11 protein-coding genes, 1 tRNA gene and 1 pseudogene are annotated in these 17,188 nt (G+C 41.3%); 8 read left to right on the forward strand and 5 right to left on the reverse strand.

Features of this window, described 5'->3' with window-relative positions; all coding sequences use genetic code 11:
* The first annotated feature begins 140 nt into the window (after positions 1 to 140).
* Together lptF and lptG are read left to right on the forward strand one after the other, a co-directional pair.
* Positions 141 to 1,235: an LPS export ABC transporter permease LptF gene (gene lptF, locus ACM5QY_RS07290; RefSeq protein ID WP_416119931.1), complete on the forward strand. Its 1,095-nt coding sequence runs from the start codon at positions 141 to 143 to the stop codon at positions 1,233 to 1,235.
* Complete coding sequence (gene lptG, locus ACM5QY_RS07295) at positions 1,235 to 2,305, forward strand: LPS export ABC transporter permease LptG (RefSeq protein ID WP_416119933.1); 1,071 nt, start codon at positions 1,235 to 1,237, stop codon at positions 2,303 to 2,305. Before lptF ends, lptG begins: the two co-directional genes overlap by 1 nt.
* A gap of 72 nt (positions 2,306 to 2,377) precedes the next feature.
* On the opposite strand, the gene ampH is transcribed toward lptG, so the two are convergent.
* Positions 2,378 to 3,517 (reverse strand): D-alanyl-D-alanine-carboxypeptidase/endopeptidase AmpH, encoded by a 1,140-nt coding sequence (gene ampH / locus ACM5QY_RS07300; RefSeq protein WP_416119934.1) that lies wholly within the window; start codon positions 3,515 to 3,517, stop codon positions 2,378 to 2,380.
* Positions 3,518 to 3,737: 220 nt separating this feature from the next.
* Between ampH and ACM5QY_RS07305 the strand changes: the two genes are divergently transcribed.
* The 6 genes from ACM5QY_RS07305 (at position 3,738) to ACM5QY_RS07330 (ending at position 11,384) form a co-directional block, all read left to right on the forward strand.
* Positions 3,738 to 3,822, forward strand: a tRNA-Leu gene (locus ACM5QY_RS07305).
* A gap of 199 nt (positions 3,823 to 4,021) precedes the next feature.
* Positions 4,022 to 5,278 (forward strand): tyrosine-type recombinase/integrase, encoded by a 1,257-nt coding sequence (locus tag ACM5QY_RS07310; protein ID WP_416119935.1) that lies wholly within the window; start codon positions 4,022 to 4,024, stop codon positions 5,276 to 5,278.
* A gap of 1,024 nt (positions 5,279 to 6,302) precedes the next feature.
* The gene (locus tag ACM5QY_RS07315; RefSeq protein ID WP_416119936.1) at positions 6,303 to 7,250 is read left to right on the forward strand and encodes a DUF4007 family protein; all 948 of its coding nucleotides are present in this window, start codon (positions 6,303 to 6,305) and stop codon (positions 7,248 to 7,250) included.
* Positions 7,247 to 9,823 (forward strand): ATP-binding protein, encoded by a 2,577-nt coding sequence (locus ACM5QY_RS07320; protein ID WP_416119937.1) that lies wholly within the window; start codon positions 7,247 to 7,249, stop codon positions 9,821 to 9,823. Before ACM5QY_RS07315 ends, ACM5QY_RS07320 begins: the two co-directional genes overlap by 4 nt.
* A complete protein-coding gene (locus ACM5QY_RS07325; protein WP_416119938.1) occupies positions 9,817 to 10,545 on the forward strand; it encodes a hypothetical protein in 729 nt (242 codons plus the stop codon). Before ACM5QY_RS07320 ends, ACM5QY_RS07325 begins: the two co-directional genes overlap by 7 nt.
* Complete coding sequence (locus tag ACM5QY_RS07330; protein ID WP_416122834.1) at positions 10,545 to 11,384, forward strand: phosphoadenosine phosphosulfate reductase domain-containing protein; 840 nt, start codon at positions 10,545 to 10,547, stop codon at positions 11,382 to 11,384. Before ACM5QY_RS07325 ends, ACM5QY_RS07330 begins: the two co-directional genes overlap by 1 nt.
* Positions 11,385 to 11,485: 101 nt before the next feature.
* On the opposite strand, the pseudogene ACM5QY_RS07335 reads toward ACM5QY_RS07330, so the two are convergent.
* The 4 genes and pseudogenes from ACM5QY_RS07335 to ACM5QY_RS07350 form a co-directional block, all read right to left on the reverse strand.
* A pseudogene (locus ACM5QY_RS07335) lies at positions 11,486 to 12,600 on the reverse strand (IS256 family transposase).
* A 100-nt stretch (positions 12,601 to 12,700) separates the two neighbouring features.
* Positions 12,701 to 13,168 carry a hypothetical protein gene (locus ACM5QY_RS07340; RefSeq protein ID WP_416119939.1) on the reverse strand — a complete coding sequence of 156 codons (468 nt, stop codon included), beginning with the start codon at positions 13,166 to 13,168 and terminating at the stop codon, positions 12,701 to 12,703.
* Positions 13,147 to 14,655, reverse strand: a complete 1,509-nt coding sequence (locus ACM5QY_RS07345; RefSeq protein ID WP_416119940.1) for a hypothetical protein — start codon at positions 14,653 to 14,655, stop codon at positions 13,147 to 13,149. Before ACM5QY_RS07345 ends, ACM5QY_RS07340 begins: the two co-directional genes overlap by 22 nt.
* The gene (locus ACM5QY_RS07350) at positions 14,652 to 17,018 is read right to left on the reverse strand and encodes a sensor histidine kinase (protein WP_416119941.1); all 2,367 of its coding nucleotides are present in this window, start codon (positions 17,016 to 17,018) and stop codon (positions 14,652 to 14,654) included. Before ACM5QY_RS07350 ends, ACM5QY_RS07345 begins: the two co-directional genes overlap by 4 nt.
* Positions 17,019 to 17,188 lie beyond the last annotated feature (170 nt).

Consider the following 17,188-nt stretch of genomic DNA (forward strand, 5'->3'; position numbering starts at 1 on the left):
TCCTATAGGACACCCCAAATCTCGGTGTTGTAATACTATTTTAGCTGCGAAGGTTGCCATATGATGAGAATAAATGACGGATTAGCGATGAAACTAGCGATTTTCCTTCAAAAAGACAAGTTTTCACAGGCGTATTAAGCGTGATCATCATTAGATATCTGGTTAGGGAAACCTTCAAGAGCCAATTTGCCATTCTGTTCATTTTACTCTTAATCTTCTTCTGTCAGAAGTTGGTCAGAGTGCTTGGAGCAGCGGTCGATGGCGATATCCCAACAAATTTAGTTCTGTCACTTCTGGGGTTAGGTATTCCGGAAATGGCGCAGCTTATTCTTCCACTCAGCCTGTTCCTCGGTCTGCTGATGACGTTCGGCCGGTTATATACCGACAGCGAAATTACCGTCATGCACGCTTGCGGCCTTGGAAAACGCTCACTGGTCATCGCGGCGCTGGTTTTGGCGCTGTTTACATCAGTTTTCGCCGGGATTAATGCCATCTGGCTTAGCCCCTGGTCGTCAAAACATCAGGATGCGGTTCTGGCGGAAGCGAAAGCTAACCCGAGCATGGCGGCGATGGTTGAAGGCCAATTCCAGCAGGCGCAGAACGGGAATGCGGTTCTGTTCGTCGGCAGTGTAAAAGGAAAAGAATTCCATAACGTTTTCCTTGCGCAGTTACGCCCGAACGGTAACCAGCGTCCTTCTGTCGTGGTGGCGGATAAAGGCCATATGCTGCAACGTGCTGACGGCTCTCAACTGGTGATGCTCGACAAAGGCACGCGCTATGAAGGCACCGCACTCCTGCGTGATTTCCGCGTCACGGACTTCACCGATTATCTGGCTGTTGTCGGGCATCAGGCGGTTCAGCTTGATTCCAACGAATCTGACCAGATGACCATGACCCAACTCTGGAATTCTTCTGACCCTGATGCCCGTGCAGAACTGAACTGGCGTTTAACGCTGATTGTTTCAGTCTTTGTCATGGCATTGATGGTGGTTCCGCTCAGCGCAGTGAATCCGCGTCAGGGCCGCGTACTCAGTATGCTGCCGGCCATTTTGCTGTACCTGATTTTCTTCCTGCTGCAAACCTCGCTGCGGTCTAACGGCGCGAAGGGTAAGCTGGATCCAATGATCTGGATGTGGGGGACGAACCTGCTCTACTTCGGGCTGGCAATGGTTCTGAATGCATGGGATACCTTGCCGGTTCGTAAGGTCCGCGAGCGTCTGAGAGGAGTTGCCTGATGTTTGGCGTATTAGACCGGTACATTGGTCGCACTATCTTTAACACCATCATGATGACGTTGTTCATGCTGGTGTCGCTCTCCGGCATCATCAAATTTGTCGATCAGTTGCGTAAAGTCGGGCAGGGTGGATATTCCGCTGCAGGCGCGGGGTTGTATACCTTGCTGAGCGTGCCAAAGGATGTCGAAATCTTCTTCCCGATGGCCGCATTGCTCGGTGCATTGCTCGGCCTCGGCACACTGGCCACGCGCAGTGAGCTGGTCGTTATGCAGGCTTCCGGTTTTACCCGTATGCAGATTGCTGCGTCGGTGATGAAAACCGCGATCCCGCTGGTGCTGCTGACCATGGCGATCGGTGAATGGGTCGCGCCGCAGGGCGAACAGATGGCGCGTAACTACCGTGCGCAACAGATGTACGGCGGTTCGCTGCTTTCAACCCAAAACGGTCTCTGGGCGAAAGATGGCCACGATTTTATCTATATCGAACGTGTGGCAGGTGAAAATGAGCTCACCGGCGTCAACATCTATCACTTCGATCAAGAGAATAAGCTTCAGTCGGTGCGTTATGCGTCTTCAGCCACCTTCGATAAAGGCGTATGGAATCTCTCTCAGGTGGATGAATCAGACCTGACGGATAAACTGCAAATCACGGGTTCTCAGACGCTGACGGGCGTGTGGAAAACGAACCTGACACCGGACAAACTGGGTGTTGTTGCCCTCGATCCGGACGCGTTGTCGATAAGCGGTCTGCATAATTACGTGAAGTATCTGAAGCAAAGCGGGCAGGAAGCTAAACGGTATCAGCTGAACATGTGGAGCAAGATTTTCTCGCCACTGTCAGTAGCCGTCATGATGCTGATGGCGCTCTCGTTCATCTTTGGTCCGCTGCGCAGCGTGCCGATGGGTGTGCGTGTTGTGACCGGTATTTGCTTCGGTTTCCTGTTCTACGTGCTCGACCAGATTTTCGGCCCGTTGAGCCTGGTTTATAACATTCCGCCGATCCTTGGCGCATTGTTACCCAGCGGATTGTTCTTCGTCATCAGCATGTTCTTACTGCTGAAAAAACGCTGAATCTGATAATCCGATAAATAAAAAGCAGGCAATGCCTGCTTTTTTTACGTCTGTAATCTGGCTTCTCCGCCATCAGATCTCGTTATTTCGCACCAGGTCGGCCACCAGATCGTTCACGCCATCGCTCATATTCTTGAACTTGGTCAGCTCGCTGCGGGTTACCACCACGAACACGCCAACGCCACGCTGCGGAACCATCGCGACATACGTGATAAAGCCACCGCCGCCACCGGTTTTCTGGATGATGCGTGGCAGCAACGGCGTTGGCGCCATCGTGACCCAGCCCATCCCCAGTGAATCCGCCATGCCCGGAACGTCCATGCCTTTCAGCGAGACGAGATCGGTACGCTTGTAATACATCTTCTGTGCCATTTCAGCCGTTGTGGTGCGCTGCCCGAGGAACTGGCGCATCCACCGGCCCATATCGGCAGGCGTAGAATAAATGCCGCCGCTGCCTGCTGCCGCGATGGTATTGATGCAAGGGCTTGGACGCAGACCTTCCATCAGACGCGAACACTGGCTGGCGTTCGGCGTCAGGGTCGTATCCACCATCCCTAATGGCTGAGTTATCTGATCACGCAACAGTTGTGTATACGGCTGGTTTGCGGCTTTTGATAACGCATCGGAAAGCAGGTCAAAGGCCAGATTGGAGTAAGACGCGCGCGCGCCGGGTGGAATGGTCATTTTGGCCACGCTCAGCCAGCTCCAGCGATCGCTTTTTGTCGGCCAGGTAAAGACCGCGCGATTCGCCGCACCGCCCGGCTGCTCACGCGGCAGGCCGCTGGTGTGTGTTGCCAGATTCAGCAGGGTAATCGGATTCGTGCCGCTGTAAGAAGGCACCCGCGCACCGGCTGGGGCGTATTTACGCAACGGGTCGTTAATGCTGACTTTGCCCTGCTGTGCCATTTTGACCAGCACTTCGCTGGTAATCAGCTTGGTCAGCGAAGCAATACGAATAACGGAATCTTCACGCGGACGCAGGTTTGAACCGGGACGAATTTCCCCGAAACTGCGGAAAACCTGCTGATTGTTATCCACCACCACCAGCGCCATTCCCATCGCGCCGCTGCCGTAAAAGATGTGTTCTGCATGGTCATCCACGACCTGCGACGCCAGACGTGCATTTTGCTGTGCGTGGCTCCATAAAGGCGTACTGGCAAAAGCCAGCGCGAGGAGCGAAAGGGAGATTTTTTTCAACAAACGGGTATCCATCAACAGGCCATAAACTATTCGTGATTTGTATACTAATGCGAAGTTTAAAAATCGGCATTGGAAAAACGAGCACAAACGGAAGTTTTTTTTCAGCAAAACCCCGCTGCCCTGCGGCTGATGTCTGTTTTTTCAACACTTAAACCGAACAATGCCGGATAACTATTGCGTGACCGGCTGGGCTGGGTATAATGCCCACGTTTTCCGCATACTACTTTTCAGTGCCGAAGTGGCGAAATCGGTAGACGCAGTTGATTCAAAATCAACCATCGAAAGATGTGCCGGTTCGATTCCGGCCTTCGGCACCATTAGTATGTAAATAGACCTCAACTGAGGTCTTTTTTTATGCCTAAAATCCAGTCCCCGCAAGGCTTTGCCCCGCTTTTCAGTCAACCTACGTCAATCTGAGTTACCCCACATCAACATGCTTGTGAGTATAGAACCGAGTATATATGCTGGTTCGATAATGCTTATATACTCACGGCAGCATATGGAAGGAATACCATCATGGCCCTGACTGATACCAAGGTGCGTTCGGCAAAACCTGAGGCAAAGGAATACTCGCTCGTCGATGGCGATGGCATGTTTTTGTTGATACACCCTAACGGCTCCAAATACTGGCGTTTCCGCTTTCGCTTTGGCGGTAAACAACACCTGATGGCCTTTGGCGTTTACCCAGAGACATCTCTGGCTGATGCCAGACATAAAAGAGAAGCTGCCAGAAAATTGGTTGCGGCAGGCATCGATCCTCGTGAACAAAAGCGAGCAGTAAAAGAAGAGTTGGCTAAAGAAGTCTTCACCTTCGAAGTGGTTGCCAGAGAATGGCATGCGACTAATAAGAAGTGGTCAAAAGATCACAGCAATCGTGTTTTGAAAACCTTGGAAGACTTTCTTTTCCCGGCTATCGGTAAATACAATATCACCGAACTTAAAACTCGAGATTTGCTGGCACCTATCAAAGCGGTAGAGAAGTCAGGTCGTCTTGAAGTCGCTTCTCGTCTTCAGCAGCGTACGACAGCAATCATGCGCTATGCCGTACAAAGTGGTTTGACTGACTACAATCCTGCGCAGGAAATGGCTGGAGCCGTCGCTACAGCAAAACGGCAACATCGCCCCGCCTTAGAACTTAGCCGTACTCCTGAGCTACTTCACCGTATCGACACCTACACTGGCAGACCGCTCACTCGTTTGGCAATAGAGATGACATTGCTTGTCTTTATCCGCTCAAGTGAGATGCGTTTCGCCCGTTGGACTGAAATCGACTTCGAAACAGCAATGTGGACGATTCCGGCAGATCGTGAACCGCTAGAAGGTGTTAAGCACTCTCACCGTGGGTCAAAGATGCGTACTCCGCACCTGGTGCCGTTATCCCGGCAGGCGCTTGCAGTTCTTGAGAAAATAAAACGGCTAAATGGTAATCGCGATTTAATTTTCGTTGGCGATCACGATCCGCGTAAACCGATGAGTGAAAATACGGTTAACAATGCACTCCGGGTGATGGGCTACGATACGAAGGTGGAAGTCTGTGGTCACGGTTTTAGAACCATGGCATGTAGTTCATTGATTGAGTCTGGGATATGGTCAAAGGATGCGGTAGAGCGACAGATGAGCCATCAGGAACGTAACTCTGTGCGGGCGTCTTACATTCATAAGGCAGAGCATTTGGATGAGCGCAGGCTAATGCTGCAGTGGTGGGCTGATTTTCTGGATGTGAATAGGGAGAAGGGGGTTAGTCCGTTTGATTTTGCCAAGCTTGGGCGGTGATTGGTCATTGTTTCAGTTACATCGACTGCACCATCTTTGCATGAGCAAGGCGATCACCTGATCTGGCGTGATGTGCGGCTTGCCGACTTTGCTAAGAATAATTTCCTTGGACGTATAGCTATGCGCAGTATCTACAGGCGGTAGACAAGGCTGAGGTATGTGGATTACATGCAAAGCCTGAGTAGGCCGAAAAGGAGTCTGGGTGTAGGGCTTAGATGATTTACCGCTTTTCGGCTTGGCAGTAAAGATACACATATATCCATATTGGCAATGGATATTTGGAAAATAATCTAGAAGCGTTTGCTAAGCAGATAGCTCTGAATAACCAATTGACTTAGTAATCCTACTGTTGGTTAGTGAGCATCTCTGGTTGATGCTGGTAACTTAAACACTTTTATGAATGCAACTTCATTTTTGTGCTTCACAGGATAACGAAGGAATCAGGCTTGTAGCGGAATTTTTTTCACCGAAGGCCCAAATTCACAGGCCTCATTTCCTTATGTGACCAGCATTAGCATCTCTGGTCTTTTTTTTTTATTTTTCTGTAGATTATGTTGGATGTGATACTTGCCCTCTGTGTTCAATCTATGAACATTCAATTTGGCATCATATTTGTAGGACTATAGCCACTATTTTGTGGATACCAGAGGTGATGCTTTTTAGGTTTGGCTCTTAGATGTCGCCAAAAGCTAAGTATGTACTACCAGGAGTCGCAGGTTATACACACGGCTAAGGCTAGACTTAATCCCCCTTCCTAAAGAGATAACATATGCAGTTGTCTTGGTTCCTTTTCTAAACTCACAGCTACCGATCTGCATACTTATGATGTTGATTTTATTATTTTTATATTGATTATCTTGAGCTTATTCATGACGGTTAGTGAAGAAAAAAATTCGACTTTTTGGTACTGGAGAGCTTTGCCAGGAGAGAGACTTTCTTCTGGATAACTTCTCCAGTATCATATGAAGGACGAAATCCGTGAATATTTCATGTTTATTTATACAGTATAAACCGAGAGCTTAAAATGGTTAACCTGGACGGAACAGAACTTCATTTCTCAGGACACGAGACTTTCCCACTTAGGCAAATGTGGTTGAAGAAAGTATGTGATCAGGCTGATAGCGAAGGATGGATAGCTAAATCGGTTTTCACTGATGAGGATGCCATCACGAGGTTTGGTGTAGGGAAGAATATGGTTTCCTCTATACGTCATTGGGCTTTAGCCACAAGAACAATAAAAGATATTCCAGGGAAATCTTGCTTCCAACTGACGGATTTAGGAGCGAATATCTTTTCTGAAAATGGATGGGATCAATATTCAGAAAATATTGCTACTACTTGGTTAATGCATTGGCAGTTAGCTGGAAAGAATAATTTTATTAATGATAATAAGCATAGAAGTGCATCTTGGTATTTGCTTTTTAATACATATACGGCTCAAGATTTTAATAGTGAAGATGTTAGCCAACATATCAAAAAGTATTTAAGTGACCATAAATATAAGTCTGTATCAGATAATACATTAAAGCGTGACGTCGAGACATGTATTAAAGGTTATGTACCTTATCAGTCAAGTAGGAATATTGAAGATATTGCAGAACCTATGTTAGCAGAGCTATCATTAATTAAGATTTCAGAGTCAGGGAAGCTATGTTTTCAACGTGGACCTAAAACGAGTTTGTCTGATGAAATATTTGACTATTGTCTCATGATGTATTGGCAAGCCTATTCTGAAATGGAAAGTTCGCTTTCACTTAATGACATAGCGTATTCTCCTGGATCCCCTGGAAGAGTATTCAAGTTAGATGAGGATTCTGTTGCTGAACGTTTAGTTAATATTTCGGAGAGGACCAATGGCGTTCTTCAATGGATAAGCAGCTCTGGTATACATCAGATAATGAAAGATGTAAATCTACATGGGAATAGTTTGAGTAAATTGGCCTTTACACGTCTGCGGAGTGCATATAAATGAATAAAAACCACCACTTCTTAGCTGATAAAGTTTCGATCTCTGTTCAGTATCAACGTTCGATTCGCCTTGATGCTGACTTTGGTAAGCATGATCCTTTTCAAGGGTTTATATGCCACGAGACAGCTTCAAGAGTTATAGAAAATATGGCTCATCAAATTGTAAATACGAACCAACGAGCCTTCACATGGACTGGGCCATACGGTAGTGGAAAATCCTCTCTTGCATTAGCATTTGCATCGGCTATATGTTCTTCAGAGAATATCCGAATGGCAGCAAGAAAAAAGTTTCCCCCAACACTTCTTGCGGCTATAGATAAAACATTTCCCATTCATAATTCTGGATGGATTGTGCTTCCGGTTGTTGGAAAAAGAAGTAGCTTTAAAAATGAAATTATTATTGCGATAAATAACGCATTAGAAGATGAGAATATTGATTTAAAAATTTCAGAGGCTGAGCTAGTTAAGCAGCTAGTTAGAATATCAGGCAATTATGACGGACTTCTACTTGTAATTGATGAAATGGGTAAGTTTTTGGAAAATGCCGCTATCGAGGGTGATGATATTCATTTCTTTCAAGACCTTGCAGAATCTGCAGCTAGGACAGATAGTAATTTACTAACCTTAGGAATCCTTCATCAGTCATTTAGGCAATACGCTGATAAATTACAGGGAAATGTAAAAGATGAATGGTCAAAAATCCAGGGGCGATTTTCAGATATACCAGTCATAGTTAATAGTGATGAAATTGTTGATCTCGTTGGGAATGCAATTACTCGAGAGTATGAGCCGGGTTATGATAGTATTTTTAAGAAAGTTTGTGGTGTTGTTAAAGAAAATAGACCGGCTTTAAGTGATGACTTTTCAGAGAAACTGAAAAAATGCTGGCCATTACATCCAGTAATGGCCATGTTGCTTGGTCCTATATCTCGAAAACAATTTGGGCAGAATGAACGTAGCACATTTACTTTTCTTTCTTCTGCAGAACCAAATGGTTTTCAGGCTTTTTTGGAAAATACTTATTTTGACGACGCAGCCAGCTACAAACCTGATTATTATTGGGACTATATACGTGCTAATTTCGAGGTGTCAGTTCATTCATCAACTGAAGGGCATCGTTGGGCGCAGGCGGTTGAATCTGTAGAGCGAGCGGAATCTCGGGTAAGTAATACTGAAGATATAAGAGTATCAATTGTTAAAACTATCGCTATTTTGAATCTTTTCCGAAATGGCACAGGTTTAGTAGCAAGTAACGATGTTTTGAAAACAGTATATCCAAATATCACTGAAACAGATTTATCAGATGCTTTGAAAGACCTTTCCTTATGGCGTGTAGTGGTTTTCAGAAAGTATCTAGGAGCTTGGGCTATATTTGAAGGTAGTGACTTTAATATAGATGAGGCAATCAAAGAGGTAAATTCTGGGCTTGAAATGACAGATGCTAAGCTTTTGTCTCACCTGGCCGATATGCATCCTATAATAGCTAAGCGTCATTATTACGAAACTGGATCTTTGAGATGGATGGATATATCGCTCTTAAATTATTCAGAATTGAATAAAGCTATTAAAAAAGAGTTTATTCCTAATGGAGCATTTGGACGATTTATACTACTTCTGTCTGATGAGAATTTACTTAATCTAGACAAGAAATCTATGTCTTTACTTTTGGGTAAATGCAAGGATTTTGATTTGGTAGTTGGAGTGCCAAAAAACAGTAATATTATATTGTCGCTTGGTAAAGAATTAATTGCATTAAATACTGTTAAAGAAAATCTTGGCGGTGTACTGGAAGGTGACTCGGTTGCACGTCGTGAGGTTGATGCAAGATTAGATGCAATTAGAATTAGGCTCGAGGAAGAGCTTAAAAAAGCAATAACTTCCGCCCAATGGCTTATGGATGGAAAATGGAATGGGGATGTGAATATTCACATTCTTGCTTCCAAATTGGCAGAGATTCGTTTTCATAATACTCCAATAATAAGAAGTGAAATTATGAACAGGAATAAACTGTCATCAAGTGCTGTAAAAGCTCGCCGTGAATTAATGCATAGAATGGTCAATCATGAGGGGTTTGAAAATTTAGGATTGGAAGGTTATCCCGCAGAACGCGGGATATATGAAATTGTACTTAAAAATACAAATATTCATAGGAAAGATGTAAATGATAGTTGGTCGTTTGTACCACCAAATGATAATGGAAAATGTAGATTAAACATTTTGTGGAAAGATACTGATGAACTATTTTCCACTGAAATGGTTAATGTAGGTGATATATATAGTGTGTGGGGTGAAACACCTTACGGAATTCATGATGGAATAAAGCCAATTTTATTTTTGGCATATATGATGTCTCGAAGAGATATATTGTCAATTTATAAAGATGGTATGTTTCTTCCAGAGTTCGGAGATGTAGAAGTTGACGAGTTGCTACAGAATGAAAGGAAGTTTAAGCTGAGGAAAGTGATAATTGGCTTAGATGAGAAGGCATTTCTTGAATCTATTTCCGGAGTTATAAGAAAGCTTACTGGTAGAGGTTTAGTTGATAATAGCCCATTGGAAGCAGCGAAGGGTTGGTGAAAATTATTTTTACTCTACCTTTATGGACGTTACATACAAACTTACTATCTGAATCATCAAGAATTGTCAGAGATTTACTCAATAAAGCTAGTGATCCGTATAAAATACTATTTGTAGATCTCAAAGAGGCATTATGTAAGGATGAAGAATATAGTAAGTATTCTAGCCGATTAGAGGATTCTATTTCAGAGTTGCTAGCAGCATATCCAAATATGCTTGAGAAATTTAAAATCCATATTCAAAGTGAAATTGGGGCCGCATATGACCTACATCAGCGTTGTAATTATGTAAAGCAGCATACAGATGATTTAAGATTTAGTGCATTTATTGATCGATTGGACGGCCTGTTTTCTCAAGAGTTTAATGTTGAGAACGCCATAAGCCTTGCTCTGAATAAGCCAACTGAGAGCTGGCGTGATGGTGATATTAAAGAGGCTAGATTGATCGTATCTGAGTGGGCAACTAAATTTAAGCATATTGAAGCTTATGCTGTTGCTGATTGTAGGAAGCCGAAAAGAAATGTAGTTGCTGTCGTGATTGGTACGGGTGAAAATGCTAATACCCGGATATGTGAGTTTGATATTTTAGAGCATGATAGATTAGCTGCAATAACTGTAGTAAAAAAATTCTTTAATGATTGTGGGCATAACGGTCTAAGCCCCAAAGCATTACTAGGAGCTATAGCTGAGTGTGGTATTGATTTTGCACAGGGGGAGGATTAATAATGGAACGCCATGTTCTCGGTTTGTCTGGTGGCAAAGATAGCGCCGCTCTAGCTATTTATATGCGACAGAATTATCCGAATCTTAATATTGAGTATTTTTTCACCGATACGGGGAAGGAACTACCAGAGGTTTATGAGTTTTTGGGTAAGTTGGAAGGTTTCTTGGGCAAGCCTATAGTTAAACTTAATCCTAAACGTGATTTTGATTTTTGGCTTCGTGAATATAATCATTTCCTACCTTCACCTCAAACTCGGTGGTGTACTCGGCAACTAAAGCTATTACCATTTGAACAATGGGTTCGTCCAATGTTGGCAAACGGTGAGAAAGTATATTCTTATGTTGCTATTCGTGCAGATGAAGATTATCGAGAAGGGTATTCATCAAGTAATAAAAATCTTAAAATCGTGCTCCCATTTCGAGATGATGGGATTGATAAAGCAGGAGTAGGCGAGTTGCTTGAAAAATCAGGAGTAGGATGGCCTGATTACTATCAATGGCGCTCTCGTAGTGGTTGTACATTCTGCTTTTACCAACAAAAAATCGAGTGGGTCAGGCTTAAAGAACATCATCCTGATAAATTTATCGATGCTAAGAAATATGAGAAAGATGCATTGGAACATGGCTCTCCTTTTACTTGGACACAAGGGGAATCACTTTCTGAACTTGAAAAGCCTGAGAGAGTCGCTCAAATAAAGAAAGACTATGAGCTTAGGGTTGAAAGAGAGCGGCGTCGTCGACCAGTAAATCCACTGAGGCCGAACGACGTTTGTATTGATATTGATGAATTATATTACAAAGACGAAGGAGGAGGGGCTTGTAATATCTGCCATAAATGAAATTTGGAGCTTATAAATTATTCGGTGTAACTGCCACCACGTAATAGGTGATCGCTCAGGCGGTCACTGAACTTGATAATAAAGTGGTTCGTCGCCAGCCATCAGTTCTGGATCAGCATGCTCCTTTTTTAGCATCCTCTATTGCCAGATAAATAAACTTACGTACCGAGATGACTGTCGGGAATACCTTATGCTTCTTCATCGCCTGCGGGATCACGTTCTTCAACAACTCTATGGCTTTGGTCGTTTAGATAGCCTTACAGATCGGTTGGATAACCGAAGAACGTATTGAGATTTTCCCAGTGCGTACGCCATCTTTCGTAGTTTGGCAGGTATGTATCGTCTCCGCAAACATCTCCAGTACCATCAGCTACACCGTTTTGTATCCGCTAATCACGATCTTTTAATTCTTCCACGACAAGTCTTTCAGGCTGTTTCGCATCAAATGAATGAGGCAGGGCTAGATATGTGCATGAGGATTTACCTTGTTAATAGCATCCAGGAAACCTTTCATGCCATCCATACTAGCAATCAGGATGTCCTGACGATCCAATTTTTAAGCTCTGTCAGTGCGCTGAGCCAGAACAACGCGCCTACACGTTCTGCCAGACATACCAACGATATGTCTAACCGCTCTTTCTGTCCTTCGGTGTTAATACCTAAAACATGGAATACGGCCTTGTTAATCAAAGTTGACGCTGTGGCGAATTTTTAGAATGATACACTCAAGATAAACAATCGGATACAGCGTATACAGAGGGGGGGGTACTTTGTGGCCTGCTTTATAACTGTATCGGTGACTTAAGATATCAGATTCGGTGGCACGTCGGCGTCATAAATTTCTTTGAATATGGCGACGATTTCCCGCGTGATTATACCTTTGGCGTACAGATCTAAAAGCTGCCTGTACGTTTGAGTGAGACGAGTCTGTTTTTCCTTCGTGAGCAGGGGCTCCGAGGTGTTTTCGCGGTCACGGGGCGTACTGAGTTCATCCTCTACTTCATCAAACAGCAATGTATTGTTGGATTTACATTGCGGATATTCGAGCCTGTTTTAGGTACTTTTTAATGATACCCAAGGTGGCCAGATAGATCAGTCTTAGTGCAGTTTTGATGGACAGCTTCGTCAACATGGGCGAAAACTGATTGAGATCAGCTTCGGTTGTAAGGCCTTTAGCCAGTTCAGCAGTAAGTGCTGGTAGTATCTTTTCACCCATAATTTACCTATCTTTGTTACAGGAGTGAACATACCAAAAATAGGTAATTACGATTTTTAATTACATTCTCGAAGTTTTGAGTGCAACGGCTGCCTTTCTACTAACATGTGCAGTATTCTTTTATTACAATTACAAGTGCAGCATCTTGTTTTTTTGACAGATTAATTATTACTTCTTGGGAGGGGTCTTCTATTATATACCCTACTTTTGTGTTAGTTCCATTGATGTCTAAGTGAAGCGGATAAGGCTTATTTTTTGAGCTTTCAAGCTCTAAACTATGACAAATCAACTCTTGGAGCTGTATTGACTCAACTAGATGACCAATTATTACTTTGTTTTTTACGTAAACATCATTGGCTGAAATATTAGATATAGCTCTGCGAAGGTTTGAAGCTAAATCTTCACTAAGTGATATTTTCTTGATGTTTTTCTTTCCGTTATATCGACCAACATAACATACACCATAATAGTCATCTAATGAGTCGCTATTTTTGAGATGGATTTCCTTTAACTCCCTGCTATCATCAAGATAATAAGCGCATAATTCTACAGCATAAGACGCAGGCATTGGGCTATGAGCCCTATTCTTCCTATGCTAGATAAACAAACTTGCTGCAATGAAAGTGTTGCATTTTCACGTAATCGTGCAACTCTCTTGATTCTTTTAGAAGATAACAATAATGTGATGTCTTGAGCGGAAAGAGTTTCTATGCTTTTAGCATCCCATTTGATTGATTTATAATTATCATCAATTTTAACTATAGGTGTTATTAATTCATCATCGTTGCAAACCCACGTATTTAAAGAAAGCTCTCTGATGTTACCTTTTAGTAAAATTATATTGTTTTTAATTTCTCTTTGTAAGTCACAAGCAGGAGTTATCACAAGAAATATATTTCCTGCATTGTTTTTATCAATAAAATAATGTTGGGTTGTGTTGGCTTCAATATTTATAACAAACATATCACCAAAGGCTAGTCTATTATCATTCTCAGGGTTTATTCGTATTCTGTTATTGTTCTTGAACATCACGCTATATAGAAGCTCATGCAAGTATTTGTCTGTTGTAATATATGGATAATATGATTTGCTATCTGTGATTTTATTTAAACCAATAGCGGAATCAATAATGCCATTGTTTTCTTCGAGTTTGTGTTGCATTATTAACTCAAATATATCTACTATATAACTTCCAGTGCTTTCACCCTCTCCATCCAATAGTAATTCTTTTAGTTTTGAATATGTAGAAAGGTCAAAGGACCTCATTATATTCAGAGTTTCATCCATGGCATTAGACATGCCATCACTCCATGCATTGATAAATTTCAAGATTTTATGAGAGTTTTCTTTTGCAGATACTAGGTTAAATAATACTTGACTCACCCTGCTTTCATCTGATATTTCTCTCTTAGATAATATCCTGAACATTGATTCAATAATGCCAATGTTGTCTCTAAATTCGATTCTTTTCTCTTGAAGTGATGGGCTTCGAGACATTAGTACAACCAGAGGGGGAGAAACTTTCCTTTCTGAAACAATTCTTTTTATCAAATTGCTAGATCTTTCTTGAGCTAATGAGTCTTGTTCGCCACCAAGAAATAGGTCAATGAATATAATATCTATATCGCTGTTAGATATCTTCCTTTCGTATATTTCTTTGTCAACATATGAGTCTATAACGCCCAACTCTTCGCTCTGTATATTAAGTTTTGTCAGGGTGGATTTTAATTTTCCGAGAATCTCTAAGTCGTGCGACATGTCATTACTATATCTTGCGAAAAGAGTTTTGCTTGCAGGTATTTCATCCCTTAAATCCCATAATGCTCCGATAAATGAATCTGATTTTTTAAGGTTTTCAGAATCAATATCATCATAATCTTTTATAATAGTTTTTATTAAATCGACGTCAACACTTTGCAAATCATCAAAGAACCTATCCCAATCGTCTAATGTGTAAGATATATTTGAAACATTAGGTTTTATGTTAAAGGAATCATCTATAACTAATGCTTTTTTTATTTTATTCTCACTAAGGATATTAATTAAATCGTTCATTTCTTATTCTCCAGATTACCTGCCTCTGGTAATTCAAGTATAAATGTATGCAATCTACTGGTTTCTTCATTTATTTCATTGTCAAGATAAAGTTTGCCACCAAGATATTCTGCGTTTTCTTTTGCAATATGTAGTCCTAGGCCTCTTCTTTTAGATTCCTCTTTCAATGAGAAGAATGCCTTAAATATCCGGTCTTTATTTTCTACAGAGATTCCTGTTCCATTGTCTCTATATATTACAGTTGGTGGTGATGACTCTATTATTATTTCAATCTTAGGTGAAAAGCTAATAATTCTATCTTTCTTAATTTTAAGCCAATACTTTGAATTGGATATTAAATTGGCAAATATTTGAATCAGAATACCCTTCACTATGGGCATCATTATTTTATGATTCGGTTTTTCTATAATCTGCACATCAATTTTATGGCGGATAAACTGTGGTTTGTGAAGATCTAGTATATCTTCAATCACTTCTATTAAGTCTAGGTTCTCACTTCTTTGTCTACCTGCAATGCTTATAGGGTCAAGAACACGAAGTCTCTTACTTAGACTATTCATTTCTCCTCTGAGGACTTCCAATCCTTTTCTGATATCAACGGATACTTCCTTGTTTTTTAAGTCATTTAAAGTATCTAAGGCATTTTCGGCAGTTCTAGCTAGTTCATGAGCAATTATCTCACTCATTAAACCAATCCCCGCTAGTTCAGTCATCATTAGACTATCATTTTCTACAGATTCTATTTTAAGTTTTGCATTTTTAGAAAAGTCTGCATATTGAAACAATGTCTGTTGTAAGTCTTCAAAAAACTCTTTTCCTTCTGGATCTATATGGCTTCTAAGTTGTTTTACCGCATCGTCAGCTCTTTTTTTCAGAGAGTTTACATCTGTCTCAATGGTTTCAATATTGATTTTTTTGTCTTTATATTGTTTTTTAATTGATTTTAAAAATTGAAGTAATCGTTCTTGTATTGTGTTTCTTAAAATCCGTATAAATAATTTTTGCTCGTCATTAATTCTTAGGCCTTCACGGTTAGTCTGGTCAATTAGTTGTGGATTGCCTATCCTCGAGATATTTACTCTTCCTATAAACTGAGCTTTATTTAGTGAGTAGCCTGAGTGGGCTAATGCTTTCCTATCTAGTGATAACCAATCATCGTCATCTTCACCATATGGAAATACCCTAAATCCATCTCTAAAAAGAAATATTCCTGACCATTGCTTTTGTAATTCCCTGGCAGTTTTTTGATTTCCGATGCCATCAATTGCTTTCAGTTTTTGCCTATTAAACCAGTAACACTCAAAATTAAAATCACCAATACTAATTAAAGATTCTAAAGAAATATTAAGCTTGTCTCCCACCAGTAGTCCGTGTAGATCAACATCGGTGAGGTAATATATATCCTCCTCGATAGGATGTTCCACTCCGGCATCTCTTACAATATAATGACATTTTATATAGGGCTTCCCATTCTCCACACTGTAAGACCCTCTTAGTTCAGCATGGCTATGTTCCAATAGTTTTCTATTCATTGATGGAATTGATATTCTAATCCTGTTCCAATGAATGAATATTTTTGGCCTTTTCCTCACATCTTCAAATGGATCTGTTAGTTTGGCAACTTCTAACTCAATTAATTCATCAACGCGTTTTCGGGTCCAGTTTTCTGTTAAATTGCTGATTTCAATTATACAGCCATGCCATTCTTTTTCTTTATTTTTCGATATTGCTTTTATTTCTATTTGATCGAGCATAAGATCGAGCTGTGAGAATTTCTCCCAATCAATTTCTAATACACTTTCTTCTTGAGATTTCTCAGTCGATGTTGTTAGTCTCAGGTAATTCCCTAAGCGCATAACTGAAAGACGACCTATTCCTTTTTCGCCTAGGTAAGGAGATGTTCCACTTTTTGCACTAATCGCGATATCAATATCTTTTTTTCTTGATGATGTACCTATTACTAAGAAGTTCTCATTTAATTGATCTGGTGACATGCCAACACCGGTATCTGAAATCGTTATTCTGTTGAAATTATTTTGGGCAATTTTAAAATTCTCATTTAAGCTATCCAAACTATTGGAGTTTTTTATAAATTCAAAATATTCTTTATAATAAATTGAATTTTTATCTAAGGCTGTGACAATGAGTTCGATGGCTGATTCTAATGAAATTTCTTTTCTATTTAGCAATCCATCTATTTTTTTAAATTCATTTCGCTGTAGTGTAATATCAAAGTTAATTGTCACGCCATTCTTTGTCTGAGCATCAAAGCTGTTCTTGATCAGTTCATAAAATGCAATTATATCGGAGCTAATTAACTCCGAGCCCAATTCTAAAATTGTTCTCGCGCTTACTTTAAACATTTCCTTTCCTTTCCTTTCCTTAATGAGACGCTACCGCCCCGAGGTTTATGGCCATCCCCAGACCTTTCTAAGCAGCTCCATCTAGCCTCACTCCGGCCTAGAAGCGGGTTGACTCGCAAACTTTCTACACAGGGCTTAATGTACTCTGTCCAAGCTGAATAGTTACATGC

Source organism: Rahnella sp. PCH160, from assembly GCF_047784855.1.
Taxonomy (GTDB): Bacteria; Pseudomonadota; Gammaproteobacteria; order Enterobacterales; family Enterobacteriaceae; genus Rahnella.